This window comes from Streptomyces sp. NPDC058653, assembly GCF_042716895.1.
GTDB lineage: Bacteria > Actinomycetota > Actinomycetes > Streptomycetales > Streptomycetaceae > Streptomyces.
The window spans coordinates 25,920-51,191 of record NZ_JBHXRM010000054.1 but is presented as its reverse complement, the minus strand read 5'-3'; the positions used below and the strand labels follow the sequence as shown (position 1 = coordinate 51,191).

The window sequence follows — 25,272 nt, the reverse complement described above, 5'->3', positions numbered from 1 at the left end:
GGCCGGCCGGGTCTGCCGACCAGCCGCCCCGGCACGAGCGTCACCGCCCGTGCCGGGGCGGCGCCATGCCGGGACCGGGGCGGCAGGCCGTCGAGCGGGTCAGGAGTACTCCCGCTCCTTCGGCGCGAAGATCAGGTTGCGGCTCTTCTCGGGGCGGTCACCGGTGATGGGGACCAGACGGCCGTCGGCCTCCGAGATCCAGCGGAAGGTGTAGTCGAGTCCCTCGAAGGGCTCGGTGAGCTTGCCGAGCAGCGTCTTGTGCAGCGCTTCGAGGATGATGACCGGACGGTCTCGCTTGATGACGCCCCGCGCTCCGGCCAGGACGCTCGGCTCATGGCCCTCGACGTCGATCTTGATCAGGTCGACGGGGGTGTCCCCGAGAGTCTCGTCCACCGTGAGGAGATGGACGCGGGTGGTGAACGCGCTGGCCGGCGGCTTGGTGAACTCCTCCAGCGAGGAGCCCGTGGAGAGCAGGTTGGACAGCGGGAAGCGGATGTTTATGTCCGCGGTGCCCCTGTGGTCCGAGACGCCGTTCTGGTGCAGGACGAGATTCTTGAGGTTGTTCGCCCGGTGGTTGACGGCCAGCCGCGCGTGGATCGGCGGAACCGGCTCGAACGCGTGCACCGTGGCCTTGGGCGCCGACAGGGCCGCGATCATCGCGTAGTAGCCGACGTGCGCGCCGATGTCCAAAATCGTACGGCTGGTGGCGGCGAGCCGGCTCCAGTGGTGCAGGCTCGCCGACTCGTAACCGAAGCGGCCGTTCCACACGGTGTCGAGGGCGACGGCCTCGTCGTTGGCGCAGAACATGACGAACGGCGGACAGTGCTCGGAGTCGATCTCGACCCAGCCGTGATGGGGGAAGCCCTTGCGGTGCTTGGTGAGGATGTCGGACGTGGTGACGGGCCTGACCCGTGCCGCCTCCTCCTCGGTCCGGCGGTTCGCCTCGTCGAGATCGCGAATCCGGGTACCCACTCGCGCACCGGCCGGCCGGCCCGGCCGCGGCCTTCCGGCGCTCGCGCTTGATGAGAACTTGCGGAGGATCTTCACGGGGCTCCTATATGTCGTTCAGACGGCCGGGGGGGTAGGGCGATGTTGTCGACACCGAGTGAGCGGCGGATGTTGGTTTGATGAACGGGCGGGGAACCATCCCGTCACGACCGAGGGGGCGGGGGCGGCCGAAAAGGGCCCCGCGAAACCTCCCGAAGTGGTGGTCACGGACGCCCGGGGCGGGCGCCCGGTTCGACCGCCCGGCCCCCGCACCTCCGAGAGGTCGCGCTCCCTGCCCGGTGACACCTCCGGGACCCACGCCGACGCCGTCCGGGCGGGCAGGCGACGTAGCACCCCGGCGGACCACCCCTGGGTTACGTTTTCGACATGCCCTCTGTGAATCACGCACGTTTCGGCCGGATCGGTATCTGGAGTTCGGCCCTGCACCCCTCGGACCCCGACGCCCGCGCGGCGGTCTCGGCCGCCGTCGCCGAACTCGACGCGCTCGGCTACGGAACGATCTGGGTGGGCGGCAGCCCGTCGCTGGACCAGGTCGCTCCCGTCGTCGAGGCGACCCGCCACATCACCGTCGCGACGGGCATCCTCAGTGTCTGGGAGCACCGGGCCCAAGCGGTCGCCGAGCAGGCGGCGCGGCTCCAGCAGGACGCCGCGGGGCGCTTCGTCCTCGGTCTCGGCGTCAGTCACGACAGCTCCACCCCGAACTACGCGCGCCCCTACTCGACCATGGTCGAGTACCTCGACGCGCTGGACGCGGCGGCTGCCCCGGTACCGGCGTCGGGGCGTGTCCTCGCCGCACTCGGCCCCAAGATGCTGAAGCTCGCGGCCAAGCGGGCGGCCGGCGCACACCCCTATCTCGTCACCGTGGAACACACGGCGGAGGCCCGGGCCGTGCTGGGGCCGGACGCGCTGCTCGCGCCGGAACTCACCGTCGTACTCGACACGGACATCGTCGCGGCCCGTGCCGTCGCGCGCGGGATGATCTCGATGTATCTCCAGCTGCCCAACTACACCGACAACCTGCTCCGCCTCGGCTTCACCGAGGGCGACTTCGCGGACGGCGGCAGCGACCGGCTCCTGGCCGCGCTCTTCGCGCTGGGCGACGCCGACACGGTGCGGGCACGTGTGGAGGAGTACCTGGACGCGGGCGCCGACCATCTGGCGCTCCAGGTGCTGTCGGGCGACCGGAGAAGGCATCTCCCGCTCACCGAGTGGCGGGCGCTGGCCGAGTCGCTGGAGCTGACACCGCGGAGCTGACGGGGCCGCGACGGAAGAGGCCCGCCCGCGCGTGCGGGCGGGCTTCTTCACGGAAGCGAAGACCGCGCCCGGCCGCTCTGCGGCGGCCGGCGCGCGGGGCGGAACGCTCAGACGCGTTCCAGGATGACCACGGCGATCTCGCGGTCCGTCTTGGTCTGGTAGTCGTCGTACGCGGGCCAGACCTCGGCCATCCGGCGCCACAGCTCCGGCCTCTCCTCCGCGGTCGCGGTGCGCGCGCGGGCGGTGTAGCGGTCGCCCTTCACCTGGACCTGGACCTCGGGGTCGACCTGGATGTTGCGGTACCACTGCGGAGGCAGTTCGGCGCCGCCGTGGGAGGCGACGACCATCACGTCGTCACCGTGGGGGCGGTAGATGAGGGGGGTGCTGCGCTGCTCGCCGCTCGTGCGCCCGGTGGTGGTGAGGATCAGCGTGGTCGTGCCGTTCTCCCACTCGTGTCCCACCTCGCCGTCCGTCTCCTGGTAGCGCTTCACATGCTCTTTGCCGTACAGCATCTGCCGTCTCCTTCTGGGTCTCGCTCCGCCCGGAACGCCCCCGCGCGGGGAAGCCCCCGGGCTCGTGCGAATCCGACCGTAGCAACGTCCACGCGATAGCCACCGCCACGTGGCGCACCGCGCGCCACGTGTGCGCAGACGGACAACAGCGGTCCGGAAGAAGTTATTCCGATGCGCCGGTCCCCCGATTAGGGGGAGAGCCTGCCCAGTTGCAACGTGTCGGCGAAGGAGTCGTCGGCCGTATGCCATTTCCCGGCGCCTTCGGAAGGCTTCACATATGCGTACGCGTACCCGTACTCACTCCCGTACTGATGCTCCGCGCCGACCGGGGCCGGTCCGTACGCGTGCGCGTCGGCGTAGGCGTCACGGATTTCCGTCTCGTCGAGCAGCGAGGGGCTGGCGCGGTCCATGCGAAGCGCGTCGACGGATTCCGCGAGGAGTTCGTATTCGGTGGTTTCGTCGCGCGTGGCCACACGAATGAGCAGTCCCGCCGCCAGATGTTCGGCCACCCGGTCCTGATGGGCGCGATTGTCGCGCCAGGCCCGCAGCATCTGGGGCACGTCAGGGACATTGTCCGCCAGCGGGGCCAGCGCCTGGGCGGGAAATTTGCCATTGTCGGGGCTCGGATCAAGACGTTCCGCTATCCATGTCGCCCGGTCCCGTAACCACCACAGTGCAAGTGACAGAGTGGGTGCGCGATACGTTCCCAGGGGTACGCCTATACGCTGACCGCCACTGACTCCGTAGGCGGTGACATGGCACAGGAATTCATCATGCACGGCCGCTCTCCTCGCGCCGTTCATTGGTGGCCCGGTGGCCTGGGACATATTGCCGTGTGTGCTGACAGTGCGCGGTGGCGGGGCGAATCCCGGAGAGCAGAATCGATGATCTTTAGGAGCGCCCCAACATATTATTATGTAGTTCGCCGACTCACTGCCACGGCATCATTCTCGCCAGAGTTCGAGTGGATTAATCCAACTCCTCGGCCGAAATTCGGTGGCCCGGCGAGAGTCCGGGGCGCCAGGAGGATCGAGCGATCATTCCCCAACTGCCTTGCACGGCACCGACCTTGACGTTCACTCTATGAAGTAGCAGTGGGACACTGCGGCACAACACCACAGGGGGGCACATGTCGACCGGCAGAGACAGTGACGAGAAAGGGACGGGCGGGAGCGCGGGCTCCGAAGCGGGCAGAGAGCCGGACGCGACCGCCCCGGGGACAAGTGGCGGCGGACCCGGCGACCCCGTGCCGCCGACGGTACCGGCGCGACCGCTGACACCGCTGCCGGCATCACCGCCCCCGACGCCGCCGGCCCACCCTCCGACGACACCGCCGCCCCCGGAGCAGCCGCCGGTCTTCGGCTTCCCCCCGCCGCCGCCCTCCGTTCCCCCGGCGCCGACCGGCCCGCCTCCCCCGACGGGTCATGTCGCCGCCGTCGCCCTCCTCAACCTCACCGGCCTCGGGCTCGGTTACGCCCTGATCCGCGACTGGCTCCGGCTCGCGCTCAATCTGGCGGCGACCGGGCTGTTCCTCTTCCTCGTGCTGCCCGCCGACACCAACGGCGCGCCAGGTCTGCTCGTCGCCCTCTACGCCCTGGTACTGATCGCGGCGGCCCTCGACGGCGCGCGGCGCGCCCGTGTCCCCGTCGCACGACCGCCGTTGGCGCTCCCGGCCCTGCGGCCCGCCGCGGCCGTCGCCCTGGCTCTTGTCCTGCTCGCCATACCCGTGGGCGGGGCGATCGCCTACGAGGCGGCGCGGGACGAGGCCGTCGAGAGGATGCTGCTCGACCGGCTCGCCGAGGCCGACAGGAAGGTCGAGACGACGCGCGCGAACGGCGGCAGCAGCGAGGACAAGAGTGTGGGGTTCACGGCAGCCCTCAGCGTCTACCGGCAACTCGGGGAGAACGAGAGGGATTCGAGGGCGGGCAAGCTCGTGCCCGAGCGGCTCGCCACGTTCTACGACGCGGTGTCCGTCCCGTACAAGGACAAGGACTACTGCGACGCCGTCGACGCTCTCAAGTACCTGCGCGACGTGCCCGATTCGGTCGACCGCGAGCTGCTCGGCAAGCTGGCCACCTGGCCGGACCGGCCATTGGCCACCTCGCTCCTGGAGTGCGGCAAGCTGGGACTCGCCCCGGGCAGTCCGGTCAGCGACGGTGGTGAACTGGCCGAACTGATCTCGACGTTCCCCGAATCCGATCAGGCTGCGGCGGTGACCCCGGCCGTGGACGCGGCGATCAAGGACCGCTCCGGGAAGCTGGGCGGCGCCGATCCGTGCGCGTCCACCACCGAGCTCGAGAACATCTCCACTATGGTCGCCTCCTTCGAAACGGACACGGCCGCCCTCAAGAAGAGGGCCGCGTCGGCCGTGGAGTCCGGGACCTACTCGTGCGGTGTCGACCAGTTCAAGGACAAGAAGTTCGACCTCGCCCTGGAGACACTGACGTCCTTCAGGTCCACCTACAAGAACAGCCCGCGTCTGGACCGGGCGCGGGACATCTCCATCGCCGCCGAGATCGCCACGAAGCGTGCCGCGGCCGGCAACCGCTTGCCGCCCTCGGGCGCGCCGGGCGGTCCCCGGCTGGAGGTGGTGATCAGCAACGACGCGTCGGACGCCGTGGAGATCCTCTACACCGGACCCGTGACCGGCACGGTCAAGATCAAGGCGTGCGACGGCTGTGTGAACTACTCCACCTACGGCGCCGCCGGCAGGGCCTGCAAGGACTCCGGCAAGAACTACCCGAGGAAAACGCTGCGACTGCCCGTGGGTGACTACCACTTCCTCCTCAAGCACTCCGGGGACGCGGCGGACGACGTCACGAGCACGACGGACGGCATGTCGGTCGAGTCCGGTTACTCGTACACGTACTGCAGCTATGTCGTCGAGACGGACCCGTTGGGCGTCCCGCCGCTCATCCCCGACCTGCCGGACCTCCCCGACTTCCCTCTCCCGTCCCTGGAGCCGCTGGAGCCACTGCTCTCCAGGTAGACGACCCGATGGCCGACCCGGTGGACGCCCGGGGCGCGTCCTCTAGGATCCCTGGCATGGGTATGACCTGAGCGGCACACGAGCGTGGTCCGAGACCACGACCCGAGGGCCCGGCAGCCACCGGGCCGCGTTCGTGTGCCGTCGTCCGAGCCCAGGAGAGACCTGCCCATGCCCTACGTATCGCCCTCCCCCGTCCTGAACCGCCGCGTCGCACGGCTGCGTGAGCTCGCCGAGGCCGAACCACGCCTGGACGGCGTGCTGTTGTACGGGTCCTGGACCCTCGGGGAGTCGGACGCGCACTCCGACATCGACGCGTATCTCTTCGTACGGGACGAGCACGTGGAGACCTTCGACGGGCGTGAGTTCGTCGAGAGGCTGGCCCCTCTGAAGCTGGCCCACATCAATATGCACGGCATCCTCGCCGTGGTCTTCAACGACCTCATGCGCGGGGAGTTCCATGTCGACGCGGCGGGTCCCGGTATCGATCTGATCGCTTCGTGGGAGGGGTCGGTGCATCTCCCCGATCCCGGATCCGCCGTCCTGCTCGACCGGGGCGGGCGGCTGACCGCCGCAGCCCGGCGGCTCGCCGAATTCCGGCCGCCGGAGCCGGTGTCCACGGCGCAGGAGCTGTGCGACGAGCTCGCCAACTGGACGCTGATGCTGGCTCATGTGGCCGCGCGCGGCGAGTCCGCGCGCGCGTACAACCTGCTGCACGCCGTCGTCGCACCGCTCCAGTTGAAGCTGTGCCGACTGCTGCGCGGTTCGACGGCGCACTGGCTGACGCCGAGCCGTGCGCTGGAGCGGGACATCCCGGAGGCCGACCGCGCCCGCCATCTCCTGACGACCGGCGGCGGGCTCCCGGCCGAGGTGCGCGTGGCGGCCGTGGAGAGCTGGCGGTGGAGCCGGGATCTGGCGGCGGAGGCGGCGGAGCGCTGGGGCACTCGGCTGCCGCTCCAACTGCACGAGGAGATAGCCGAGTTGCTGGCCAAGGGGTGAGTTCCGCGGCGTCGCGGGGCGGCGGATCGCGGGCGTCCGCCCCCTCGGCTCTCGCGCGGTGGGCGGAGCACGGTCGGCAGGGCGCGGTGAGCAGGGCGCGGTGACGGCCGAGGGCGTCTGACCTGGAACGGTTCAGCCGAAAGCGCGAGTACGGCTGTGAGGCCGGACCCAACCTTGACACGCGTCCGCGCCGCCGCCTACCTTCTCAATGAATCGATTCATTCATCGATCTGGGATCGAAGGAAGCCTCTTGATGACGCCCTCCCCCGAAACCGCTCAGCCCCTGCCCTCGGTCGAGCTCCTGGCCCGTTCGCACCGCCTCGGCGCGGACCCGCGCAACACCAACTACGCGGGCGGGAACACCTCCGCGAAGGGTCTGGCGCCCGATCCCGTGAGCGGCGCCGAGACCGAGCTGATGTGGGTGAAGGGCTCCGGCGGGGACCTGGGCACCCTCACCGGGCCGGGTCTCGCCGTGCTCCGGCTGGACCGGTTGCGCGCGCTCGCCGAGGTGTATCCGGGCGTGGAGCGCGAGGACGAGATGGTCGCCGCCTTCGACTACTGCCTGCACGGCAGGGGCGGCGCGGCTCCCTCCATCGACACCGCCATGCACGGGCTGGTGGACGCCGCGCATGTCGACCATCTGCATCCCGACTCCGGCATCGCGCTCGCCTGCGCGGCCGACGGCGAGGCCCTGACGGCGGAGTGCTTCGGCGACCGTGTCATCTGGGTGCCCTGGCGCCGTCCCGGCTTCCAACTCGGCCTGGACATCGCCGAGACGAAGCGCGCCAACCCCCAGGCCATCGGCTGTGTGCTCGGTGGCCACGGCATCACCGCGTGGGGCGACACCTCGCGAGAGTGCGAGGAGAACTCACTGACCATCATCAGGGAGGCCGAGCGATTTCTGGTCGAGCGCGGTAAGCCGGAGCCCTTCGGCCCTCTCCTGGACGGGTACGCGGCGCTGCCGGACGACGAGCGGCCGGCCCGCGCCGCCGCGCTGGCCCCGCTGCTGCGCGGGCTGGCCTCGACGGACCGGCCGCAGGTGGGGCACTTCACCGACAGCGCTCCCGTTCTGGACTTCCTGGCACGCGCCGAGCACCCGCGTCTGGCGGCCCTCGGCACCTCGTGCCCGGACCACTTCCTTCGTACGAAGGTCCGGCCGCTGGTCCTCGATCTGCCCGCGTCCGCGCCGCTCGACGAGGTGACGGCCCGCTTCGCGCGTCTGCACGAGGAGTACCGCGCCGAGTACGCCGCCTACTACGACCGGCACGCCGACGCCGACTCGCCCGCGATGCGCGGCGCCGACCCGGCGATCGTGCTGGTGCCGGGGGTGGGCATGTTCTCGTACGGCAAGGACAAGCAGACGGCGCGGGTGGCCGGAGAGTTCTATCTCAACGCGATCAATGTGATGCGGGGCGCCGAGGCGGTCTCCTCGTACGCGCCGATCGACGAGGCGGAGAAGTTCCGTATCGAGTACTGGGCACTGGAGGAGGCGAAGCTCCGGCGGATGCCCGCCCCGAAGCCGCTGGCGACACGGGTCGCGCTGGTGACGGGTGGCGGGTCCGGTATCGGGAGGGCCGTCGCGCACCGGCTGGCGGCCGAGGGCGCGTGCGTGGTGGTCGCCGATGTGAACACGGCGGGCGCGGCGGAGGTCGCCGGTGAACTGGGCGGCCCGGACCGGGCGTTGGCGGTCACCGTCGACGTGACGGACGAGGACGCGATCGCCGGGGCCTTCCGGGAGGCGGTGCTCGCCTTCGGTGGAGTGGATCTGGTCGTCAACAACGCCGGTATCTCGATCTCGAAGCCGCTTCTGGAGACGACGGCGCGGGACTGGGACCTCCAGCACGACATCATGGCGCGCGGTTCGTTCCTGGTCTCGCGGGAGGCGGCGCGGGTCATGACCGGGCAGGGGCTGGGCGGTGACATCGTCTACATCACCTCGAAGAACGCGGTGTTCGCCGGCCCGAACAACATCGCCTACTCGGCGACCAAGGCCGACCAGGCGCACCAGGTCCGGCTGCTGGCGGCCGAGTTGGGTGAGCACGGGATCAGGGTCAACGGCGTCAACCCGGACGGGGTGGTGCGCGGGTCCGGGATCTTCGCCGCGGGCTGGGGGGCGCAGCGGGCGGCGGTGTACGGAGTGCCGGAGGAGAAGCTGGGCGAGTTCTACGCCCAGCGGACGCTGCTGAAGCGCGAGGTGCTCCCCGAGCATGTGGCGAACGCGGTGTTCGCGCTCACCGGCGGCGATCTCACGCACACGACCGGGCTGCACATTCCCGTCGACGCGGGTGTCGCCGCGGCGTTCCTGCGTTGAGGCGCCGAGAGAGAGCCGGGGGTCACCGCCATGTCGTACGGCACCGAACCGAAGCCGGAGCAGCCGCGCACCGCCGCGCCGGACGGGGACGCTCCGGTCTTCCTCGCGGTGGACCTGGGCGCGACCAGCGGGCGGGTGATGGCGGGGCGCGTGGGCGGGGCCGGCGGGCAGGGCAGGGCCGGCGGGGCTGATCGGAGGACGCTCGACCTGGCCGAGGTCCACCGCTTCCCGAACCGGCCGGTGCGTCTGCCGGGCAGTCTGCGATGGAACGTGCTCGCGCTCTTCCAAGGGGTGCTCGACGGACTCGGCCGCGCGGCCCGTACCCACGGCTGCGGGATCGCCTCGATCGGGATCGACAGCTGGGCGGTGGACTACGGTCTGCTGGACGCGGACGGGCAGTTGCTCGGCAACCCGTACCACTACCGCGACACCCGTACGGAGGGTGTGGGCGAACGGGTGTGGGAGACGGTCCCGGCCGGGGAGCTGTACCGGATCACCGGGTTGCAGCATCTGCCGTTCAACACGGTGTTCCAGCTCGCGGCGGCGTCCGGTGACGCTCAACTGGGCGCCGCGCGGACCCTGTTGATGATTCCGGATCTGCTGACGCACTGGCTCACGGGCAGCGTCGGCGCGGAGGCCACCAACGCCTCCACCACGGGGCTGTTCGACGCGCGCGCGGGCGACTGGGCGGACGCGCTCATGGAACGTCTGGGCATCGACCGGAGCCTGTTCCCGCCGATCCGGCGTCCGGGGGACCCGGCCGGGACGCTGCTGCCGTACGTGGCGGCCGGGACCGGGCTGCCGGAGTCCACCCCCGTCACGGCCGTGGCCTCGCACGACACGGCGTCGGCGGTGGCCGCCGTGCCCGCGACCGGGCCGGGCTTCGCCTACGTGTCGTGCGGTACGTGGTCGCTCGCCGGTCTGGAACTGGACGAGCCGGTGGTCACCGAGGCTTCCAGGGCCGCCAACTTCAGCAACGAGCTGGGGCTGGACGGCGGTTACCGGTTCCTGCGCAACGTCATGGGGCTGTGGCTGCTGTCGGAGAGCCGGCGTGCCTGGGCGGACCGTGGGCTGCCCGCCGAGCTGGCGCCGCTGCTGGAAGGGGCGGCCCGGTCCCGGCCGTTCGCCGCGCTGGTCGATCCGGACGACCCGTCGTTCCTCACGCCGGGCGACATGCCGGCCCGTATCGCGGCGTACTGCGCCCGTACGGGACAGCGACCGCCGGTCGATCAGGCGGCGACGGTCCGCTGTGTACTGGAGAGCCTCGCGCTGGCGCACCGCGCCACGCTGCGTACGGCGGCCGAGCTGTCCGGCACGGAGATCCGCACCGTGCATCTGGTGGGGGGCGGCAGCCGTAACCGGCTGCTCTGCCAACTGACGTCCGACGCCACGGGGTTGCCGGTGGTGGCGGGCCCGGCCGAGGCCACCGCGCTGGGCAACGTCCTCGTCCAGGCGCGCACGCGGGGCCTCGTGGGAGACCGCGCGGACATGCGCCGACTGGTGGCGCGAACGCAACGGCTGCGCCGGTACGAGCCGCGCGGCGACGCCCGCGCGTGGTCGGAGGCGGCGGCCCGCGTCGGACTCGACGCACCCGGCGGTGGGCGGGGTTAGGGCCTGGCCGCCGGTCCGGCCTGGTACCCGCCGACCGGACCCGCCGTGTGGCTGACCGGCACGGTGTGGGTGAGCCAGGACGTGCCGGCGAGCAGGTGGAGGAGGAAGGACGTCGGCTCAGGAAGGTAGTCGGGAACGCCCTCGCGCAGGACGAGCCCGCTCTGGAGATAGGTGCTGGGTGCGACGGCGAGGGTGCTGTTCGCGTACGCCGTCGTCACCGGGCGGTGGACATGGCCCGCGAGCACCCGGGCGACGTTCCGGTGCCGTACCAGCACCTCGGCGAGCGCGTCGCCGTCGGCCAGCCGCATCCCGTCCAGGAAGGGGATGCCGACCGGCACCGGTGGATGGTGCAGACACACGAACGCCGGGACGTCCGCCCTGCGGGCCAGGACCTCGTCGAGCCAGGCGAGTTGGCCCGGTCCGAGACGCCCGCCGCCCTCTCCCGGCACCGAGGAGTCGAGGGCCACGAGAGTGAGCCGGGGCAACTCGGCCGCGTAGTACGCCTGGTGGGCCCCGCCCATCAGCGCGGACCCGCCGAACGCGCCGAGCAGGGCGCCGGGTTCGTCATGGTTGCCCGGCACCAGGAAGAGGGGCAGCGGGAAGCGTCCGATCACCTCGCGCAGCACCTCGTACTCGTCCGGACTTCCCCGCTCCACGAGGTCTCCGGTGATCACCACACAGTCCGGCCGTGGATCGAGCACGAGCACGCGTCCGAGCGCCCGGCTCAGCCCCTCGGCGGGTGCGCCGCCCAGGGGGCCGGTCGTGAGGTGCGGGTCACTGAGGTGCGCGACGGAGAGGGCCATGGGCCCACACTGCCCGGACGTGCCGACGCCCACCGTCCGTTCCACCGATGTCGCCGGGACATTGGCTGAGGTACGGTGCCTGCCATGGGTCCGTACTCGAACCACCGTGCAGGGGAGCCGCGTCACAGCGGCCCTCGCGGTGAGTGCGCGCCTCGCGGCCTCAGCTTCCTGCTGCGCCGCGGCCGGGTGGGATCCCCGCCCGCCCTCTGTTGTCGCTGTCGCTGACCCGCGCCGCCGGCCCCCTCGTACCACCTTCTCGGACCCGCCCGCGCCCGTGCGCCCCTGCCGGGCCCCGTCGTCCCTTCCCCACCGGTTCGTACTCCTGAGGAGCCTCGTGACCACCACCACCGCCGCCGTCCCCGCGATATCCGCCCCCGCCGCCCCCGCCCGGCCCGTCGCTCCCGCCCCTCCCGTCCTCCGTGATCCCCACATCCCCGCCGACGGGCTGTACGAGGGGAATCGGGAGCTGCGCCGCGTTCCCGAAGGCTGGGAGGACCGGCCGTACGAACTCTTCGAGCTCGTCCCGCAGTCCGCCACGATCGGGGCCGAGATCCATGGCCTGGACCTGTCGGCCCCGCCGTCGCCCGTCCTGCGGGACGAGATCAATCGCGCTCTTCTGGAGTGGAAGGTCCTCTTCTTCCGGGGGCAGCGGCTCTCCCCCGGCGCGCAGCGCGCGTTCGCCCTCGCCTGGGGGGAGTTGGAGACCAATCCGCTGCTGACGGCGGGGGACGCCGAGGACGTGGCGCGCTTCGACCGTACGGCCGTCCCGACGTTCGAGAACGTCTGGCACACGGACGTCACCTTCCGGGAGCGACCCGCGATGGGCGCCGTGCTGCAACTGCGAGAGGTGCCGCCGGCCGGGGGCGACACCCTGTGGGCGGACATGGCGGTGGCGTACGACAATCTGCCGCGCGAGGTGAGGGACCGGATCGACGGCGCCGTCGCCGTCCACGACTTCGTGCCGGGATTCGCGCGGTTCTATCCCGCCGGACGCCTGGCCGAGTTCCAGGATCTCTTCCCGCCGGTCGAGCACCCGGTGGTGCGTACGCATCCGGAGACGGGCCGGCGGATGCTGTTCGTCAACACGTCGTTCACCACCCGGATCGTGGGGATGCCCCGGGAGGAGAGCGACCGCCTGCTGCGGCTGCTGTTCCAGCAGGCCCATGTGCCCGAATACCAGGTGCGCTTCCGCTGGCGGGCGGGCGACATCGCGTTCTGGGACAACCGCGCCACCCAGCACTACGCGGTCGCCGACTACGGCTCGCACCGGCGGATCGCCGAACGCGTCGCCGTCGTCGGCGACCGCCCGTACTGATCCGTCCGACCCGCCCGCCGGCCGCGGGGCCCCGGGCGCCGGGGTCCCCGTCGACGCGATGCCGTCCGGCGGGGTGTCCCGGCTAGGACTTCTCGGTGAGACCGGCGATGCGCTCGCGGTAGGCGGCGATCTCCCGGTCGGTGAGAGCCAGGCGGCCGGGGCCGGCCTCGTTGGCGGCCAGGAAGGGCGCCTGCTCCATGGCGCGGTACAGCGGTCCCGGCAGATTGAGCAGGAGCTGGCCCTGCTCGGCCGTCTCGATCACCATCCACGAGTTCCGGTCGGCGGCACCCTCCCCGACGATGTTCGGCTCGATGGTGCTGGCGGCGATGACGGTCAGGACAGGGGGGATCGGGGTCTCTTCGCTCATGCCTCCCTCCCTATCAGGGTGGCTCCGGCGCTGCCCAGCGATCGCGGCGAGTCCCCCCTCACACAGCCCGTCCGGCCGTCCGCACGGCCCGGCCGATGCCCGGTCCCGGCGGGCATCGGCCGCATCCTCCCGGCAGATTTGCGATGCTGGTAGGAGCCTGCCGGTGAGGAGGCGGTCGCCATGCCGAGCGAGAGCGCGACCCCCGGGCCCGGTGAGGAACTGCTCGAAGAGCTCCTCACCGCGGCACACGCCGCGGCGCCGATGGAGCTGCCGGGGCTCGTGGACCGCTGTGCCACCGCGCTCGGCGTCGACCGGATCGTCATCCATCTGGTCGACATCCAGCAGCGGCAGCTCGTCCCGCTCACCGAGGGGATGCCCACGCTCGCGGTGGACTCCACGACGGGTGGCCAGGCCTACCGCTCACTCACCCTGCGGATCGAGGAATCGGGGGACGACGGGCTCACCGCCTGGGTGCCCCTGGTCGACGGGGCGGAGCGGCTCGGTGTGCTCAGTGTGCACGCGCCCGCCATCGATCCGGTCCGGCTGCGCCGCTGCCGCATGCTGGCGTCCGTCCTCTCCATGGCGATCACCTCGAAGCGGGCCTACAGCGACAGTCTGGCGCAGCACGCGCGTACCGAGCGGATGCAGCTGCCCGCCGAGATGCTGCGCGCGTTCCTGCCGCCGCGGACCATCGGCAACGCCGCCGCGCTGTCGACGGCGGTGCTGGAGCCGGCGTACGAGATCGGGGGCGACGCCTTCGACCACTCGATGACCAGCTCAAGTCTGCATGTCGACATCTTCGACTCGATGGGCCACGACCTGGCGGCGGGGCTGACCACGGCCGTCGCGCTGGCGGGCTGCCGTACCGCCCGCAGGGGCGGCGGAGATCTGCTCGACCTGGTGGACACGGTCGATCAGGCGCTCGCGCAGTGGCTGCCCGAGCAGTACTGCACGGGGATCGTCACCCAGCTGGATCTCGCGGGCGGCCTCTTCCGCTGGTGCAACTGCGGCCATCCGCCGCCCCTGCTCATCCGGGGCCAGCGGGTACTCGACGGTGCGCTGGAGCGTCCGGCCCAGCCGCCGATGGGGCTGCGGGTCCGGCTCTGTGAAACCCCTCGTACGGTCCATGAGACGCAACTGGAGCCCGGGGACCGGGTGTTGCTCTACACGGACGGTGTCGTCGAGTCCCGGGGCAGGGACCGTTCTGAGTTCGGGCTGGAGCGTTTCACGGACTCCATCATCCGGGCGACCGCGGCCGGTGAACTCGCTCCCGAGGCGCTGCGCCGGCTCATCCACTCGATTCTCGACGAGCATGAGAACCGGCTGCGCGACGACGCGACGCTGCTGCTCATCGAATGGCGCCCGCCCGGCGCATAAGCGCGCCCGCCCGAGGGAACCCGCCCGCCGCACGAGAACGCGGCACGGCGCGGGTCCACCCGGAAGACCGGTGGGCCCACGCCGATGTGCGGTTCCTCGTGGGGCGCGCTCGGGTCCGGGGCTCAGTGGCTGGGGCCCCGGCCGCCGCCGTGTCCCTTGTCGTCCTGCCCGGGGGCGTCGAACTCGACCTGTTCCTTGCGGACGTCGGCCGACACCTCCTTCTGCTCGGTGATCTTCTCGGTCTCCATGCGTACGCGCTCCACCGGCACGGCCTCCTTACGGACGACCGCCTCCTCGGCGTGCAGGATCACCTCGGCCTCGGCGTTGCCCATCGGCGAGCGGCCGAGATCGCGGTCGCCCGGCTTGATGGGCTCGCGCACGATCCGGACCTCCTCGTGGGTGATGGGAACGGTGGTGGTGACGTTCTCCGTCACCACGACCTTCCGCAGCCGCGCCCGGCCGGACTCGTGCTCCTCGGTGCCGACCCGGAGACGTTCCTCCGAACGCACCATCTGGTCGTCGCCGCCACCGGTGGCAGGAGCGGCGGCGGGCTCGGAGATGTCCGCGCGGCCGGTGGCGCCGCCGGTCTGGGCCGGGGCTTCGGTACGGTCGGTCATGCCCGCCCGGGCCGTGGCGTCGCTCCGGGCCTGGGCGCTCTCGCCGTCGGTCCTGGCGTCGGCGCCGGTCCCCCCGGCGGCCTCACCGCTCATGGTGTCCTGCCCGCTCCTGCCCCCCGCCGCGGCCGTTCCGGCTGCCGCGGCCGTGTCGGGCGACCCGCTCCGCCCGGTGGGGCGGGTGAGGCCGTAGTGGTCGTACAGCTCCTGCTCCTGGCCGACGTCGAGATGCTCGTCGGCGTCCATGCGGGGGGCGTCCTTGACCACGTCCTTGGAATGCGGGATCAGGAGACCGCTCTCGTCCCGGGTCGCGCCGGACAGAGGCACGAAGGACTCCTTCATGCCGAACATTCCGGTCTTGACGGTCACCCACTCCGCGCGGCCCGTCTCGTTGTCGAGGTACGCCTGCTCGACACTGCCTATCTTCTCCCCGTTGGTGTCGTAGGCCGTCAGACCCGTGAGTTCACCCACGTGGTGGAAGACATCGTCGGCTGCCATCAGTGATCACTCCTTGGCGGCGAGCCGGCGGGGTCCGTTATCCCCGCGCGTCGGCTGACTCGCGTATTTCCATGCGGCACCTGCTGACGGCGGGCGGCAACCAGGGAAAACGCCCCTCTGACCCGTCCGGGGGACAAAGGGGCGTCGGAGGCGCCCCGCTGGGCTCCGGGCACATCGCCGGACCGATTCAGCCATTCGGGTGACACTTGTGGGGAGCGCCCGCCTTCCGTCACGCGTTGTACAGACATGACCACGGAAGGGAGTCGGATGATACCGACGAATCGATCAGCCGCCCGTCGCCGCCGTCCACACGGCGGTGTCCGGGGCCATCAGGTCCCCCTCCAGGCTGTCGCTGGCGAGCAGCACCTCGCCGTCGGGCAGCGGGAGGGAGCGCCGGGAGAGGTTGATCCGGCATTCGAACCCGCCCTTGCGGAAGGCCAGTTCGCCCTCGCGCGCGGGCAGCCAGCTGAAGGACTCGTCGCCCCGGAAGCGGGTGCGCAGGGACAGCGCGGTGCGGTACAGCTCCAGGAAGGAGTCGGGCCGCCCGGTCTGGACCTCCACCGCGTGCTCGCCCCAGCCCTCCGGCTGCGGGAGCCAGCTGCCGCCGGGCCCGAAGCCGTGGCTGCCGCCCGCGCGGGTCCAGGGGATCGGGATGCGACAGCCGTCACGGCCCTTGGTGGTGCGTCCGGTCCGCTCCCACATGGGGTCGCGCAGCGCGTCCAGGGGCAGGTCGGAGACCTCGGGGAGACCGAGCTCCTCGCCCTGGTAGAGGTAGGCGCTGCCGGGCAGGGCGAGGGTCAGGAGCGCGGCGGCCCTGGCCCTGCGGTGGCCGAGCGCGTCGTCCGGCGCGGGGTCGGTGCCGCCGCCGGACAGCCAGGCGCGGTAGTCGATGCCCTGGGGAAGGGAGTAGCGGGTGCGGTGGCGTACGACGTCGTGGTTGGAGAGCACCCAGGTGGGCAGGGTGCCGACCGCGCGGGCGCCGGTGAGGGAGGTGTCGATGACCTTCCTGAACTCCTCGGCGTCCCAGGGGCAGCGCAGATGGAAGAAGTTGAACGCCTGGTGGAGCTCGTCGGGGCGGGTGTAGAGGGGCAGCCGGGACGCGCTGACTCCCGCTTCGGCGACGGTGATCCGGGGCGGTGCGTAGGAGTCGATGATCTTGCGCCAGGCCCGGTATATGTCATGGACCTCGTCGCGGTCCCAGAAGGGGTGGTTCTCACCCTCGGGCGGCGAGTTGAGGGAGGCCGAGTCGCGTCCGCCGGTGTCCCGCAGGGGCTCCACGAGGTCCTTGCGCAGACCGTGGGCGACGTCGATCCGGAAGCCGTCGGCCCCGAGGTCGAGCCAGAAGCGCAGGATGCCCTCGAAGTCGGCGAGGACGTCCGAGTTCTCCCAGTTCAGATCGGGCTGCTCGGCGGAGAAGATGTGCATGTACCACTGGCCGTCCGGTACCCGCGTCCAGGCGCCGCCGCCGAACTTGGACTTCCAGTCGGCGGGCGGCAGGCTCCCGTCCGGGCCCCGGCCCTCACGGAAGATGAAGCGGTCCCTGGCCGGTGAGCCGGGCGGTGAGGCGAGCGCTTCCACGAACCAGGGGTGCTGGTCGGAGCAGTGGTTGGGCACGACGTCGACGATGACCTTGAGACCGAGGCCGTGGGCGCGCCGGACCAGGCCCCGGAAGTCGTCGAGGGTGCCGTGGCGCGGGTCGACGCCGCGGTAGTCGGAGACGTCGTAGCCGGCGTCGGTCCAGGGCGAGGGGTAGAAGGGGGTGAGCCAGAGGGCGTCGACGCCGAGCCCGGCGAGGTGGTCGAGCCGGTCCGTGATCCCGCGGAGATCGCCGATCCCGTCGCCGTCCGCGTCGGCGAAGCTCGGGACGTACACCTGGTAGACGACGGCTTCGCGCCACCAGTCGGGGGCGGGCCGGGACAGCAGGCCGCCGGGGGTGTCGGGGGTGTTCGGGATCACGGGTGCCTCTCGTGCTTATCTTCTGGCCGGTGACGCGGGTGGTGCGTAGGGCGTGGTGCTGCGTAGGGCGTGGTGCTGCGTGGTGCGTGGTGCGTGGTGCTGAGGAGATTCGTGCGACGGGTGGTGCCTCGTACGGAGACAGCCTGTCACCCACCGGCGTCAGGCTGAAGTCCCGATCTTCGATGGTTACGGAAGGGATGTCCGAAGGACGTAAGGGTGCGGGGCGGTGAAAGCCGATCCGGCGGGTAGCGGATGACAGACCTGCTCGTCCCGCCCCACAGGAGGAGAAACCATGACGTCCTCACTGGTCGAAGCCGTAGACATCAAGGCTCCCGTCGCCGTGAGCTGGTCGCTGTGGAAGGACGTCGAGCGCTGGCCCGCCTTTCTCAGCCACGTCAAGCACGTGGAGCGCATCGACGACCGTCTGTTCGCCTGGCAGGTGTCCCTGCCAGGCGCCGACAAGAGCTTTGTGGCGGAACTCACGGAGGTCGTGCCCGAGGAACGCATCGCCTGGCGGACCACGGAGGGTGTGCACCACGCGGGAGTCGTCACCTTCCACCGGCTCGGTGAGACGGAGAGCCGGGTGACGCTCCGGATCGAGTACGACCCCCAGGGGTTCGTGGAGCATCTGGGCGCGCTCACCAATCTGGACTCGACGCTGGCCGGCCACGACCTTGAGGAGTTCCGGCGGATGGCGGAGCGTGCCGTCTCGCTGCCCTGAGGCCGTGGGAGGCCGTGGACAGACGGTACGACGCCGTACACAGCGAGCGTACACAGCCGTACACATCGAAGCGTCCCGCCCCGATTCCTCGGGCGGGGCGCTTCGGCGGCTTACCGGGACGCGGTTCGGCGCGTGCCGGGGCGGTCAGGACTTCCGGGCCCTGCGACGGGCCCACGCGACGGCTACGGCCACCACCGCCACTCCTCCCGCGAGCAGCAGCGACCGGGGGTGGCGGCGCCGGGTCCCGGCGGCCTTCGTGGCCACCTCCTTGCCCGTCACCGCGGCCTTCGCGGCCGCGTCACGCACCCGTTCCGGCGTGTGCTCCCTGACCTGGTCCCTGACCTGCTTGCCTGCCTCGACGACCTGATCGCGCACGTCGGCGACCTGGTCACGTACCTCGGCGGCCTTCTCCTGCGTACGGCCCTTCACATCGGCCTTGGCCGCGAGCTGGTCCACCGTGTCACCGAGGCGCTCGCGCGCCTCCTCGACCCGGATCCTGGCTCCGGCGACGGTGTTGTCGTCGGGCCCCTGGGGCCCGTGCCCGTTCTTGCTCATCGGTGCGCCCTCTCCTTGATCTCCTCGATGTCCGTCCGCACGCTCGCCGCAGTCCGCTCCGGCGTCAGCGGCGCAGCCTCGCGGGTCTCCCGGCGGCCCTGCCCGGCCAGGACCGCGGCGGTCAGCGCGAGCACGGCGGTGACGATCAGCGCGGACACCCAGACCGGGAGCACCAGGGCCAGTGCGGCGACGACCGTCGCCACCAGTGCCTTGGGGGCGAGGACGCCGGCGAGTGCCGCGCCTCCGTAGAGCCCGCCGCCGCGGCCGGCCCTTCTGCCCTTCTCCTTCATCTCGGCGGTCGCGAGGCGGAGTTCTTCCCTGACGAGCCGGGAGAGCTGCTCCGAGGTCTGCTGCACCAGCTCAGCCGCCGACTTCTCGGTCTGCTGGGTCACGGTGGTTCGCCTCCAACTGAATCAGCGGGCCGCCCACCGGGCCGGGGGACGATGCCCCGGAGCCGGTGGGCGAGCAGGCGGGTCTCAGTGCCTGAAGCTGTCCTTCGCCTTCTCCTTGGCCATGCGCGCGTCGCCCTTGGCCTGGTCGACGCGGCCCTCGGCCTCCAGCCGCTCGTCGCCCACGGCGCGCCCGGTCATCTCCTTGGCCTTGCCCTTGGCGTGCTCGGCCCTGGCCTCGGTCTTCGAGCTCTTCTTCTTGGTCATGTCACTCACGTCCTCTGTCGCCGATGAATCGGATGGACGTGTATGCGTGTGACCCTTGGCGCGGCTGCCAAACACAACCCCGGCGCCGCGTCTCGCGACGGGAGCGGGCCGCGCGCGGGATGCCGGCCGTGCCTCGCGGGTGGTCGGTCACCGGAATGCCGCTGAGCCTGCTCGACCGCGACGAACTCGCGGGAGGCGACGTACCGTTCGCCGGATCCCGGCCGGCCGCGCATCTGCTCGACCAGGTTCTCGACGGCTTCGAGGCGCAAGCCGTCCGCGGCCGGCACGGCTCGCTATGGCTACTCCATGAGGAAGACCCGCTCCATGGGTGTCCACCAGTCGCCGGGGCCGGCCTCGGGGACCGGCTCCTGGCAGGGGTCGGTCAGCTTCCACCACTCACGCGTCGCCTCGTCGGCGGCCATCGCGGCGAGATCGGCGGCCAAGTCCTCGCCGTGGTACTCGAAGTAGCTGAAGAGCCGGTCGCCCAGCAGATGGATCGAGTAGTTGGCGATCTGGCAGGCGCGCAGCCGGGCGAGCACGGGCTCCGGCACCGCGCGGTGCAGTTCCCGGTACTCCGCCAGCTTCTCCGGCCGCACCTTGATCACCTGCGCGATGCGCTGCATCTGCCTCTCCCCCACCGTCCGCCGGGCACTCTCTCCACCGGACGGGAACCTATAGGAACCCTTGTGGAGCGTCACGCGCGCCTGGCGTGCGCCGTCCCCTCCGGTAGGTACGTGGAGCACCTACCGCGGCTCGGCGCCTGATCAGTCCGCCGCGGGGGCCGCGGCGTCCCGGCCCGCGTGGGAGTAGAAGACGGACGTGTTCTGCTTGGTGCGGTACGCCTCGGACTTGGCGACAAGCTGTTCCAGGGCGTTGCGCACCACGTTGACGTCGGAGTTGCGCCCCGGGTGCGCCGCGGCCAGCTCGCCGGAGACCTCGGCGGCCGAACGCGGCTCGCCGTGCGCGGCCAGCAGTGTGCCCACCAACTGGGCGAGGCTGGGCCGCTTCCCGGCCGCTCCCTTCGCGGGGCGCTTCGCCGTCCGCTGCCCCGGCACCCTCGCGCTCCGCGCGGTGTCCGTGCCCGCGCCGTCGGCGAACACCCGCTGCACGCCGAGCAGCAGGGCCCGGTCGCGCTCCAAGGTCTCCAACTGGCCCTGAAGCGAGGCGATCTCGCCGCGGAGACGTTTCTGCTCCGCCACGTTGCGCTCCAGGTCGGCCGCGACCTGGGCCTCGTACTGCGACTGGACGCTTGTGAACTCGGTGACGGCGGTGCCGGACATGAATGGCTCGCTTCCTCTGGATGACGTCTGTATGGCGTCCCCCCGGTTGTCGGCGATGGTACTTCTGTCGACGCGTCCGCCCTGAAGCCGACCGTCGGGTAACACCTTGCTGAACCATGCGTGGTTGCTCGGTGGGCACGAGGGGCAAGTGCACCTTGAGCGGTGATCCCGCCGCGACAGTCGAAACGAGAGTGAGGGCCGGGATGGGTGACATGTGGGTATTCGCTGTCGAGTCGGGTCATGTGCCGGGTATGGACCTCACCGGCTACAGCGTTCATGCGACCGACGGAACGGTGGGCAACGTGGACAGACAGTCCGAGGGCTCACCGTTCGAGCACCTGGTGGTGGACACCGGGATGTGGGTCTTCGGGAAGAGCCTCGTCATTCCCGCCGGGCTGGTGACCTCGATCGATCCGGCCGTGCGGGTGATTCGCGTCGGCTGTACGAAGGCGACCGTGAAGGGCGCTCCGGTGTTCGAGCGCGACCATGACACCCGGGACCCTGTGTACCTGGGTGGTCTGAGCACCTATTACACCTCCCTGGTCACCACGTCCTGATACCTCGTCACGCACCAGCGCCCCGGCAGGACGCTGCCGGGGCGCTGGTGGACACGGGATGTGTGCCGGGGCGAGATGCCCTAGGCGGGGACGATGTTCTCCGCCTGGGGGCCCTTCTGGCCCTGCGTGACCTCGAAGGTCACCTTCTGGCCCTCCTGGAGCTCACGGAAGCCCTGGGTGGCGATGTTCGAGTAGTGGGCGAAGACGTCGGGGCCTCCACCGTCCTGCTCAATGAATCCGAAGCCTTTTTCCGAGTTGAACCACTTGACGGTACCGCTGGCCATGTGTCCTCCAAAGGACTCATAACGGTCCCCGCACCGTGCGGGAACCGGAGGTGATCGCCCTGGTCCTCAGAGACGTTGAACAGCCGAATCGCCCGCGACTGTGATCACGGGCGACAAAGTACTTCGGAACCACGACAGCTAAAACTGACGCTACACGTCTCCTCGCTTCCAGACCACAGAAACGATCAAGCGTGACGCGCGACAACACCCGCACAGGGCAGTGACGGCGCGCCGCGAGCCGCATTATGTCCTCCGGGAGAGGGAAGCGTCCGTGAATGTCCCCTCACCCCCTGGCGTGTCGAAACTGTCGGTAGGGTGAGAGGTGATGTTCACCCCACAGGGCCCGACCCTCCGCGAACTGACCGTGCAGGCGCTCTCGTCGACCGAGCGCGGTTACGACCTGCTCGCGCCGAAGTTCGATCTGACCCCGTTCCGCACTCCGGACAGCCTTCTGGACGCCGTGGCCGACGCCCTCGGGCCCCTCGGCCCCTTCCGCGCCGGACTGGACATCTGCTGCGGCACCGGAGCCGGGGTGGACGTCCTGCGGGAGGTGTGCGTCGAGCGGGTCACCGGTGTCGACTTCAGCGCCGGCATGCTCGCCACCGCCAGGGCCGCCGTGCTGCCCAAGGAGGGGACGGGCGGGGGCGGTTCGCGCGACGGCCGCTCCGGCGGTCCGGCCGTCGACTTCGTACGGGCGGACGCGCGCGCCCTCCCCTTCCGGGCCGCCTTCGACGTGGCGGTGAGTTTCGGGGCGTTCGGGCACTTCCTGCCGTCCGAGCGCCCCGCGCTCTTCACCCGGGTCCGTGAAGTCCTGCGGCCCGGTGGCGTCTTCGTCTTCCCGGTGCCCGCGCCCCCGCGCGTCGGTTCACGGCTGTACTGGGCCCTCTGGGGCTTCGACGCGGCGATGCGGGCGCGCAACGCGATGTGGCATCCGCCCTTCGTCATGTACTACCGCACCTTCCGGCTCGCGGACGTGGTGGACGAGTTGACCCGTACGGGCTTCGAGGTGGAGCTCGTCGCGCTCGACGGCCTCGGGCGGCTGCCGGACGGAAGCCCGCGCTGCCGCATGGTGGTCGCGCACCGCCCCTGAGCCGCCGGCCGGTCAGGGGCGTCCGAGGCGTCAGACGGCGGGGCCGGGCGCTCCGGGACGCCGCCAGGCCCAGCGGAGCACCACGATCGAGGAGAGCGCGGCGAAGGCGCACCAGGTCGAGACGAACTCCATCCGCCAGATCACCGCGCAGATCACCGCCCCAACGGCGACGAGCATCCCCAGCAGCCGCACGGTCCGGTCGGCGGCCAGCAGCAGCGCGCCGATGGTCGCGAGGAGGTAGGCGGCCACGACGATCCCCGGCCGTGGCAGATGGACGGCGTAGCCGATGGTGTGGCCGCGGATGTCGGCGGTCACCTCGCGGGTGGCCAGGTAGTACGCGAGCGCGGCGGAGGTGGCGACGCCGGAGACGAGGGGCACGGCCAGCCGGCGCCGTGAGCCCGGCGCCGATGCCACCAGTACGGCCAGGGGGACCCAGAGCGCGAGCAGGGGCATGGCGATGACGGCCCAGGCGGTGGTGGCGGGTCCGGCGCCCCCGCCCGAGTCCCAGACGACGGCCTCGACGATCTGGTGGGCGCCGAGGAGCAGCGGCAGCGCGGCGAGCGGGAGATCGCGGATCCGGGGGACGCGCGCGACACAGACCGCCCCGATCGCGCTGATACAGATACCCGCGGTGAGGTCGGCGGTCGCGCTCCAGCACATCGCCCATCCAGGGACCGAAAGGGGCGGTGATGATGTGATCACCGCATAACGGGTCCGATCGTACGGTTCCGCGGAGCGCCCGAGCGGGTGACACGGCTGTGGCCGTGGCGCGTGGTCACACACGAACGGAGGACCGACAGTGGTCCGTCGGTCCTCCGTGGTGATGTTGTGCCGTGTGTCAGATCCGGCCTCCGGTCAGCCTGGAGAGGCGACCCCGCGGCTTGGCGGTCTGCCGCCCGAGGGCGAAAGCCCCGCCGGCCAGGCCGGCGACACCGGCGGCCGCTCCCGCCGCGATCGCCTTGCGGTGCTTGACGACCGTCCACGCGGTGGTGGCCGTGGTCGCCGCCTTGCCCGCTGTCGACACGACGGCCTGCCTGCTGGTCTCCCAGCCGGCCGTGGCCGCGCGTTTCGTCGCCTCGCCGGCCGATCGCACACCCGCTTCCGCGGACTTCTCGGCGGCCCGCACGGACGACTTGGCCTTCGAGGCTGCGAGCGCCGAGTCCGTCTTGGCACGGCTCGCGGCGTCGCTGCTTGTCTGCCGCGCCTTGGACGCGGCGGCCTTGCTCGCGCCGAGCTTCGCCGCCGTGCCGTTGGCGTTCCTTTTCGCTTCGCTGTCCTCAGTCATGAGGTTCGTGTTGCCGCTCGTCCCGGCCTGAAACACCGGCCCGCCCGACCGGTGCGATGTTCCGGGCCCGTGCGCCCGCCGCGTGGACGGCGGACGAGCAATTCACCCAGCGGTCCGGCCCCGCGCTACGACGGCCGCCCGGCGTCGTGGAGGCTGCCCGGCGGCAGGGAGGCGAGGGGGCCGCTGCCGCCGTCCAGCCAGTCGGCGTAGCTCTCGCTGCGCGCCGCCGCCTCGGCGTGGGCGGCACGGGCCTGCTCGAAGACGGCGGGCGCGCTGTCGGCGGCCCCCGAAGCGGGGTGCCAGCCGAGCAGATGCCGCCAGCTGAGCGGAGTCCCGGCGAGCGGTCGGGTCACGAGCCCGGCGGTGTTGGGGAAGGTGGCGCGGCAGAGCCCGACGGCACGGCCGACCCGGACGAGATGGACGCAGGAGGCACTGTCCGTCTCGTACACGCCGGTGGGTGTGAAACCGGCGCGGGCGCAGGCGGCGGTGAAGCAGTCGCTGAAACAGCCGTCGCCCGGTACGTCGGTCCACGCCTCGTCGGCGAGTTCGGCGAGTCCGATCTCGCGGCGGCCGGCCAGGGGGTGGCCGGCCGCGAGCAGCACGAAGACGGGGTCGCTCGCGATCTCGCGCCATTCCAGGCGCTCCCCCGCGGGCGGCCGGCTCGCTCCGCAGCAGCCGATCAGGGCGTAGTCGATCCGCCCCTCGGCGACCGACGCGACGATCTCCCGTTCGGACCAGGTGGTGTACGTGGTGACAGCGATGTCGGGGTGGGCGGTGACGAGCCGGTCCACGAGTCCGCCGAGGAGCGGGCCGTGGGTGCCGCCGAGGCGGAAGTGGCGGGTCTCCTCCAGGCCCCGGGCGAACCGGACGGCGTCCCGCTGGAGTTCGGTCACGGCGGGCAGGACGATGCTCGCGCGGGCCAGCACGAGTTCGCCGAGCGGTGTCGTACGGACGCCGTACCGCCCCCGTTCGAACAGCCGTCCGCCCAGGGCGTTCTCGATCCGCTTCAGCTGTGCGCTGAGGGCCGGCTGGGCGAGGCCCAGCACGGACGCGGCCCTGGTGAGGCTGCCCGCGTCGGCTATGGCACGGATCGTCTTGAGATGCCGTAACTCCAGCTCCATGGAATGAGCTTGGACTTCGGCCGGTTCGAGGGCAATAGTCAGGTCCAGACCAATAAGGCCGTCATCGGCCTTTCTTGATCGGGCTCAGGAGTGACCGGGGGTCGGCCTTGCC

25 protein-coding genes and 1 pseudogene are annotated in these 25,272 nt (G+C 71.3%); 10 read left to right on the top strand and 16 right to left on the bottom strand.

The features are described 5' to 3' along the window. Positions 1-99: 99 nt before the first annotated feature. Positions 100-972, bottom strand: a complete 873-nt coding sequence (locus ACFWU9_RS32310; RefSeq protein ID WP_384324629.1) for an FkbM family methyltransferase — start codon at positions 970-972, stop codon at positions 100-102. A 402-nt stretch (positions 973-1,374) separates the two neighbouring features. Between ACFWU9_RS32310 and ACFWU9_RS32305 the strand changes: the two genes are divergently transcribed. Next, a complete protein-coding gene (locus tag ACFWU9_RS32305; RefSeq protein WP_384324628.1) occupies positions 1,375-2,262 on the top strand; it encodes an LLM class F420-dependent oxidoreductase in 888 nt (295 codons plus the stop codon). Positions 2,263-2,369: 107 nt separating this feature from the next. Here ACFWU9_RS32305 and ACFWU9_RS32300 read toward each other — a convergent pair whose 3' ends face one another. Next, on the bottom strand, positions 2,370-2,774 hold the full coding sequence (locus ACFWU9_RS32300) for a nitroreductase family deazaflavin-dependent oxidoreductase (RefSeq protein ID WP_384324627.1): 405 nt from the start codon (positions 2,772-2,774) through the stop codon (positions 2,370-2,372). Positions 2,775-3,157: 383 nt separating this feature from the next. Continuing rightward, positions 3,158-3,553 (bottom strand): annotated as a pseudogene (locus tag ACFWU9_RS32295) (hypothetical protein); the annotation flags it as partial. 350 nt (positions 3,554-3,903) lie between these two features. On the opposite strand from ACFWU9_RS32295, the gene ACFWU9_RS32290 reads away from it, so the two are divergent. The 4 genes from ACFWU9_RS32290 to ACFWU9_RS32275 all read left to right on the top strand — a co-directional run bounded on the left by ACFWU9_RS32290 (position 3,904) and on the right by ACFWU9_RS32275 (position 10,681). Further along, on the top strand, positions 3,904-5,763 hold the full coding sequence (locus ACFWU9_RS32290; RefSeq protein WP_384324626.1) for a hypothetical protein: 1,860 nt from the start codon (positions 3,904-3,906) through the stop codon (positions 5,761-5,763). 168 nt (positions 5,764-5,931) lie between these two features. Further along, the gene (locus tag ACFWU9_RS32285; RefSeq protein ID WP_384324625.1) at positions 5,932-6,759 is read left to right on the top strand and encodes a nucleotidyltransferase domain-containing protein; all 828 of its coding nucleotides are present in this window, start codon (positions 5,932-5,934) and stop codon (positions 6,757-6,759) included. A 253-nt stretch (positions 6,760-7,012) separates the two neighbouring features. After that, the gene (locus ACFWU9_RS32280; protein ID WP_384324624.1) at positions 7,013-9,070 is read left to right on the top strand and encodes a bifunctional aldolase/short-chain dehydrogenase; all 2,058 of its coding nucleotides are present in this window, start codon (positions 7,013-7,015) and stop codon (positions 9,068-9,070) included. A 30-nt stretch (positions 9,071-9,100) separates the two neighbouring features. Beyond that, positions 9,101-10,681: a rhamnulokinase family protein gene (locus tag ACFWU9_RS32275; protein ID WP_384324623.1), complete on the top strand. Its 1,581-nt coding sequence runs from the start codon at positions 9,101-9,103 to the stop codon at positions 10,679-10,681. Here the strand turns inward: ACFWU9_RS32275 and ACFWU9_RS32270 are convergent. Continuing rightward, positions 10,678-11,484, bottom strand: coding sequence for a phosphodiesterase (locus ACFWU9_RS32270; protein ID WP_384324622.1), 807 nt, complete (start codon positions 11,482-11,484; stop codon positions 10,678-10,680). The two genes, ACFWU9_RS32275 and ACFWU9_RS32270, sit on opposite strands and share 4 nt — an antisense overlap. A 364-nt stretch (positions 11,485-11,848) precedes the next feature. Between ACFWU9_RS32270 and ACFWU9_RS32265 the strand changes: the two genes are divergently transcribed. Beyond that, positions 11,849-12,799 carry a TauD/TfdA dioxygenase family protein gene (locus ACFWU9_RS32265; RefSeq protein WP_384324631.1) on the top strand — a complete coding sequence of 317 codons (951 nt, stop codon included), beginning with the start codon at positions 11,849-11,851 and terminating at the stop codon, positions 12,797-12,799. 82 nt (positions 12,800-12,881) lie between these two features. Here the strand turns inward: ACFWU9_RS32265 and ACFWU9_RS32260 are convergent, their stop codons facing one another. After that, positions 12,882-13,166 carry a hypothetical protein gene (locus ACFWU9_RS32260; protein ID WP_384324621.1) on the bottom strand — a complete coding sequence of 95 codons (285 nt, stop codon included), beginning with the start codon at positions 13,164-13,166 and terminating at the stop codon, positions 12,882-12,884. A 180-nt stretch (positions 13,167-13,346) separates the two neighbouring features. On the opposite strand from ACFWU9_RS32260, the gene ACFWU9_RS32255 reads away from it, so the two are divergent. After that, positions 13,347-14,543: a PP2C family protein-serine/threonine phosphatase gene (locus tag ACFWU9_RS32255; RefSeq protein WP_384324620.1), complete on the top strand. Its 1,197-nt coding sequence runs from the start codon at positions 13,347-13,349 to the stop codon at positions 14,541-14,543. 122 nt (positions 14,544-14,665) lie between these two features. Here the strand turns inward: ACFWU9_RS32255 and ACFWU9_RS32250 are convergent, their stop codons facing one another. Together ACFWU9_RS32250 and ACFWU9_RS32245 are read right to left on the bottom strand one after the other, a co-directional pair. Then, the gene (locus tag ACFWU9_RS32250; protein ID WP_384324619.1) at positions 14,666-15,655 is read right to left on the bottom strand and encodes a PRC and DUF2382 domain-containing protein; all 990 of its coding nucleotides are present in this window, start codon (positions 15,653-15,655) and stop codon (positions 14,666-14,668) included. A gap of 285 nt (positions 15,656-15,940) precedes the next feature. Next, positions 15,941-17,611, bottom strand: a complete 1,671-nt coding sequence (locus ACFWU9_RS32245) for a glycoside hydrolase family 13 protein (RefSeq protein ID WP_384324618.1) — start codon at positions 17,609-17,611, stop codon at positions 15,941-15,943. 292 nt (positions 17,612-17,903) lie between these two features. Between ACFWU9_RS32245 and ACFWU9_RS32240 the strand changes: the two genes are divergently transcribed. Further along, positions 17,904-18,332, top strand: coding sequence for an SRPBCC family protein (locus tag ACFWU9_RS32240; RefSeq protein WP_384324617.1), 429 nt, complete (start codon positions 17,904-17,906; stop codon positions 18,330-18,332). A 144-nt stretch (positions 18,333-18,476) separates the two neighbouring features. Here ACFWU9_RS32240 and ACFWU9_RS32235 read toward each other — a convergent pair whose 3' ends face one another. The 5 genes from ACFWU9_RS32235 to ACFWU9_RS32215 all read right to left on the bottom strand — a co-directional run bounded on the left by ACFWU9_RS32235 (position 18,477) and on the right by ACFWU9_RS32215 (position 20,823). Beyond that, positions 18,477-18,887, bottom strand: a complete 411-nt coding sequence (locus tag ACFWU9_RS32235; protein WP_384324616.1) for a DUF3618 domain-containing protein — start codon at positions 18,885-18,887, stop codon at positions 18,477-18,479. Then, positions 18,884-19,279, bottom strand: coding sequence for a phage holin family protein (locus tag ACFWU9_RS32230; RefSeq protein WP_384324615.1), 396 nt, complete (start codon positions 19,277-19,279; stop codon positions 18,884-18,886). Before ACFWU9_RS32230 ends, ACFWU9_RS32235 begins: the two co-directional genes overlap by 4 nt. 84 nt (positions 19,280-19,363) lie before the next feature. Then, complete coding sequence (locus ACFWU9_RS32225; protein WP_384324614.1) at positions 19,364-19,543, bottom strand: CsbD family protein; 180 nt, start codon at positions 19,541-19,543, stop codon at positions 19,364-19,366. Between the two features lie 299 nt (positions 19,544-19,842). Then, positions 19,843-20,166 (bottom strand): L-rhamnose mutarotase, encoded by a 324-nt coding sequence (locus ACFWU9_RS32220; RefSeq protein ID WP_384324613.1) that lies wholly within the window; start codon positions 20,164-20,166, stop codon positions 19,843-19,845. A 141-nt stretch (positions 20,167-20,307) separates the two neighbouring features. Beyond that, positions 20,308-20,823, bottom strand: coding sequence for a hypothetical protein (locus tag ACFWU9_RS32215; protein ID WP_384324612.1), 516 nt, complete (start codon positions 20,821-20,823; stop codon positions 20,308-20,310). A 212-nt stretch (positions 20,824-21,035) separates the two neighbouring features. Here ACFWU9_RS32215 and ACFWU9_RS32210 point away from each other — a divergent pair, with 212 nt between their 5' ends. Continuing rightward, on the top strand, positions 21,036-21,380 hold the full coding sequence (locus tag ACFWU9_RS32210; protein WP_384324611.1) for a PRC-barrel domain containing protein: 345 nt from the start codon (positions 21,036-21,038) through the stop codon (positions 21,378-21,380). Positions 21,381-21,460: 80 nt separating this feature from the next. Here ACFWU9_RS32210 and ACFWU9_RS32205 read toward each other — a convergent pair whose 3' ends face one another. Then, positions 21,461-21,664 (bottom strand): cold-shock protein, encoded by a 204-nt coding sequence (locus tag ACFWU9_RS32205; protein WP_023543681.1) that lies wholly within the window; start codon positions 21,662-21,664, stop codon positions 21,461-21,463. Between the two features lie 325 nt (positions 21,665-21,989). Between ACFWU9_RS32205 and ACFWU9_RS32200 the strand changes: the two genes are divergently transcribed. Continuing rightward, positions 21,990-22,754 carry a class I SAM-dependent methyltransferase gene (locus ACFWU9_RS32200; RefSeq protein ID WP_384324610.1) on the top strand — a complete coding sequence of 255 codons (765 nt, stop codon included), beginning with the start codon at positions 21,990-21,992 and terminating at the stop codon, positions 22,752-22,754. Between the two features lie 30 nt (positions 22,755-22,784). On the opposite strand, the gene ACFWU9_RS32195 is transcribed toward ACFWU9_RS32200, so the two are convergent. The 3 genes from ACFWU9_RS32195 to ACFWU9_RS32185 form a co-directional block, all read right to left on the bottom strand. After that, entirely contained in the window at positions 22,785-23,414 is a 630-nt protein-coding gene (locus tag ACFWU9_RS32195) for a DUF6629 family protein (protein WP_384324609.1), read from the bottom strand. A 178-nt stretch (positions 23,415-23,592) separates the two neighbouring features. Next, positions 23,593-24,039, bottom strand: coding sequence for a hypothetical protein (locus ACFWU9_RS32190; protein WP_384324608.1), 447 nt, complete (start codon positions 24,037-24,039; stop codon positions 23,593-23,595). A gap of 125 nt (positions 24,040-24,164) precedes the next feature. Then, positions 24,165-25,160: a LysR substrate-binding domain-containing protein gene (locus tag ACFWU9_RS32185; RefSeq protein WP_384324607.1), complete on the bottom strand. Its 996-nt coding sequence runs from the start codon at positions 25,158-25,160 to the stop codon at positions 24,165-24,167. Positions 25,161-25,272 lie beyond the last annotated feature (112 nt).

What these genes read in the sequence shown, in the direction of transcription:
- ACFWU9_RS32305 (WP_384324628.1), top strand. Translation starts at nt 1,375, where the DNA reads ATGCCCTCTGTGAATCACGCACGTTTCGGCCGGATCGGTATCTGGAGT.
- ACFWU9_RS32300 (WP_384324627.1), bottom strand. Translation starts at nt 2,774, where the DNA reads ATGCTGTACGGCAAAGAGCATGTGAAGCGCTACCAGGAGACGGACGGC.
- ACFWU9_RS32290 (WP_384324626.1), top strand. Translation starts at nt 3,904, where the DNA reads ATGTCGACCGGCAGAGACAGTGACGAGAAAGGGACGGGCGGGAGCGCG.
- ACFWU9_RS32285 (WP_384324625.1), top strand. Translation starts at nt 5,932, where the DNA reads ATGCCCTACGTATCGCCCTCCCCCGTCCTGAACCGCCGCGTCGCACGG.
- ACFWU9_RS32280 (WP_384324624.1), top strand. Translation starts at nt 7,013, where the DNA reads ATGACGCCCTCCCCCGAAACCGCTCAGCCCCTGCCCTCGGTCGAGCTC.
- ACFWU9_RS32275 (WP_384324623.1), top strand. Translation starts at nt 9,101, where the DNA reads ATGTCGTACGGCACCGAACCGAAGCCGGAGCAGCCGCGCACCGCCGCG.
- ACFWU9_RS32270 (WP_384324622.1), bottom strand. Translation starts at nt 11,484, where the DNA reads ATGGCCCTCTCCGTCGCGCACCTCAGTGACCCGCACCTCACGACCGGC.
- ACFWU9_RS32260 (WP_384324621.1), bottom strand. Translation starts at nt 13,166, where the DNA reads ATGAGCGAAGAGACCCCGATCCCCCCTGTCCTGACCGTCATCGCCGCC.
- ACFWU9_RS32255 (WP_384324620.1), top strand. Translation starts at nt 13,347, where the DNA reads ATGCCGAGCGAGAGCGCGACCCCCGGGCCCGGTGAGGAACTGCTCGAA.
- ACFWU9_RS32250 (WP_384324619.1), bottom strand. Translation starts at nt 15,655, where the DNA reads ATGGCAGCCGACGATGTCTTCCACCACGTGGGTGAACTCACGGGTCTG.
- ACFWU9_RS32240 (WP_384324617.1), top strand. Translation starts at nt 17,904, where the DNA reads ATGACGTCCTCACTGGTCGAAGCCGTAGACATCAAGGCTCCCGTCGCC.
- ACFWU9_RS32235 (WP_384324616.1), bottom strand. Translation starts at nt 18,887, where the DNA reads ATGAGCAAGAACGGGCACGGGCCCCAGGGGCCCGACGACAACACCGTC.
- ACFWU9_RS32225 (WP_384324614.1), bottom strand. Translation starts at nt 19,543, where the DNA reads ATGACCAAGAAGAAGAGCTCGAAGACCGAGGCCAGGGCCGAGCACGCC.
- ACFWU9_RS32220 (WP_384324613.1), bottom strand. Translation starts at nt 20,166, where the DNA reads ATGCAGCGCATCGCGCAGGTGATCAAGGTGCGGCCGGAGAAGCTGGCG.
- ACFWU9_RS32215 (WP_384324612.1), bottom strand. Translation starts at nt 20,823, where the DNA reads ATGTCCGGCACCGCCGTCACCGAGTTCACAAGCGTCCAGTCGCAGTAC.
- ACFWU9_RS32210 (WP_384324611.1), top strand. Translation starts at nt 21,036, where the DNA reads ATGTGGGTATTCGCTGTCGAGTCGGGTCATGTGCCGGGTATGGACCTC.
- ACFWU9_RS32205 (WP_023543681.1), bottom strand. Translation starts at nt 21,664, where the DNA reads ATGGCCAGCGGTACCGTCAAGTGGTTCAACTCGGAAAAAGGCTTCGGA.
- ACFWU9_RS32200 (WP_384324610.1), top strand. Translation starts at nt 21,990, where the DNA reads ATGTTCACCCCACAGGGCCCGACCCTCCGCGAACTGACCGTGCAGGCG.
- ACFWU9_RS32195 (WP_384324609.1), bottom strand. Translation starts at nt 23,414, where the DNA reads ATGTGCTGGAGCGCGACCGCCGACCTCACCGCGGGTATCTGTATCAGC.
- ACFWU9_RS32190 (WP_384324608.1), bottom strand. Translation starts at nt 24,039, where the DNA reads ATGACTGAGGACAGCGAAGCGAAAAGGAACGCCAACGGCACGGCGGCG.
- ACFWU9_RS32185 (WP_384324607.1), bottom strand. Translation starts at nt 25,160, where the DNA reads ATGGAGCTGGAGTTACGGCATCTCAAGACGATCCGTGCCATAGCCGAC.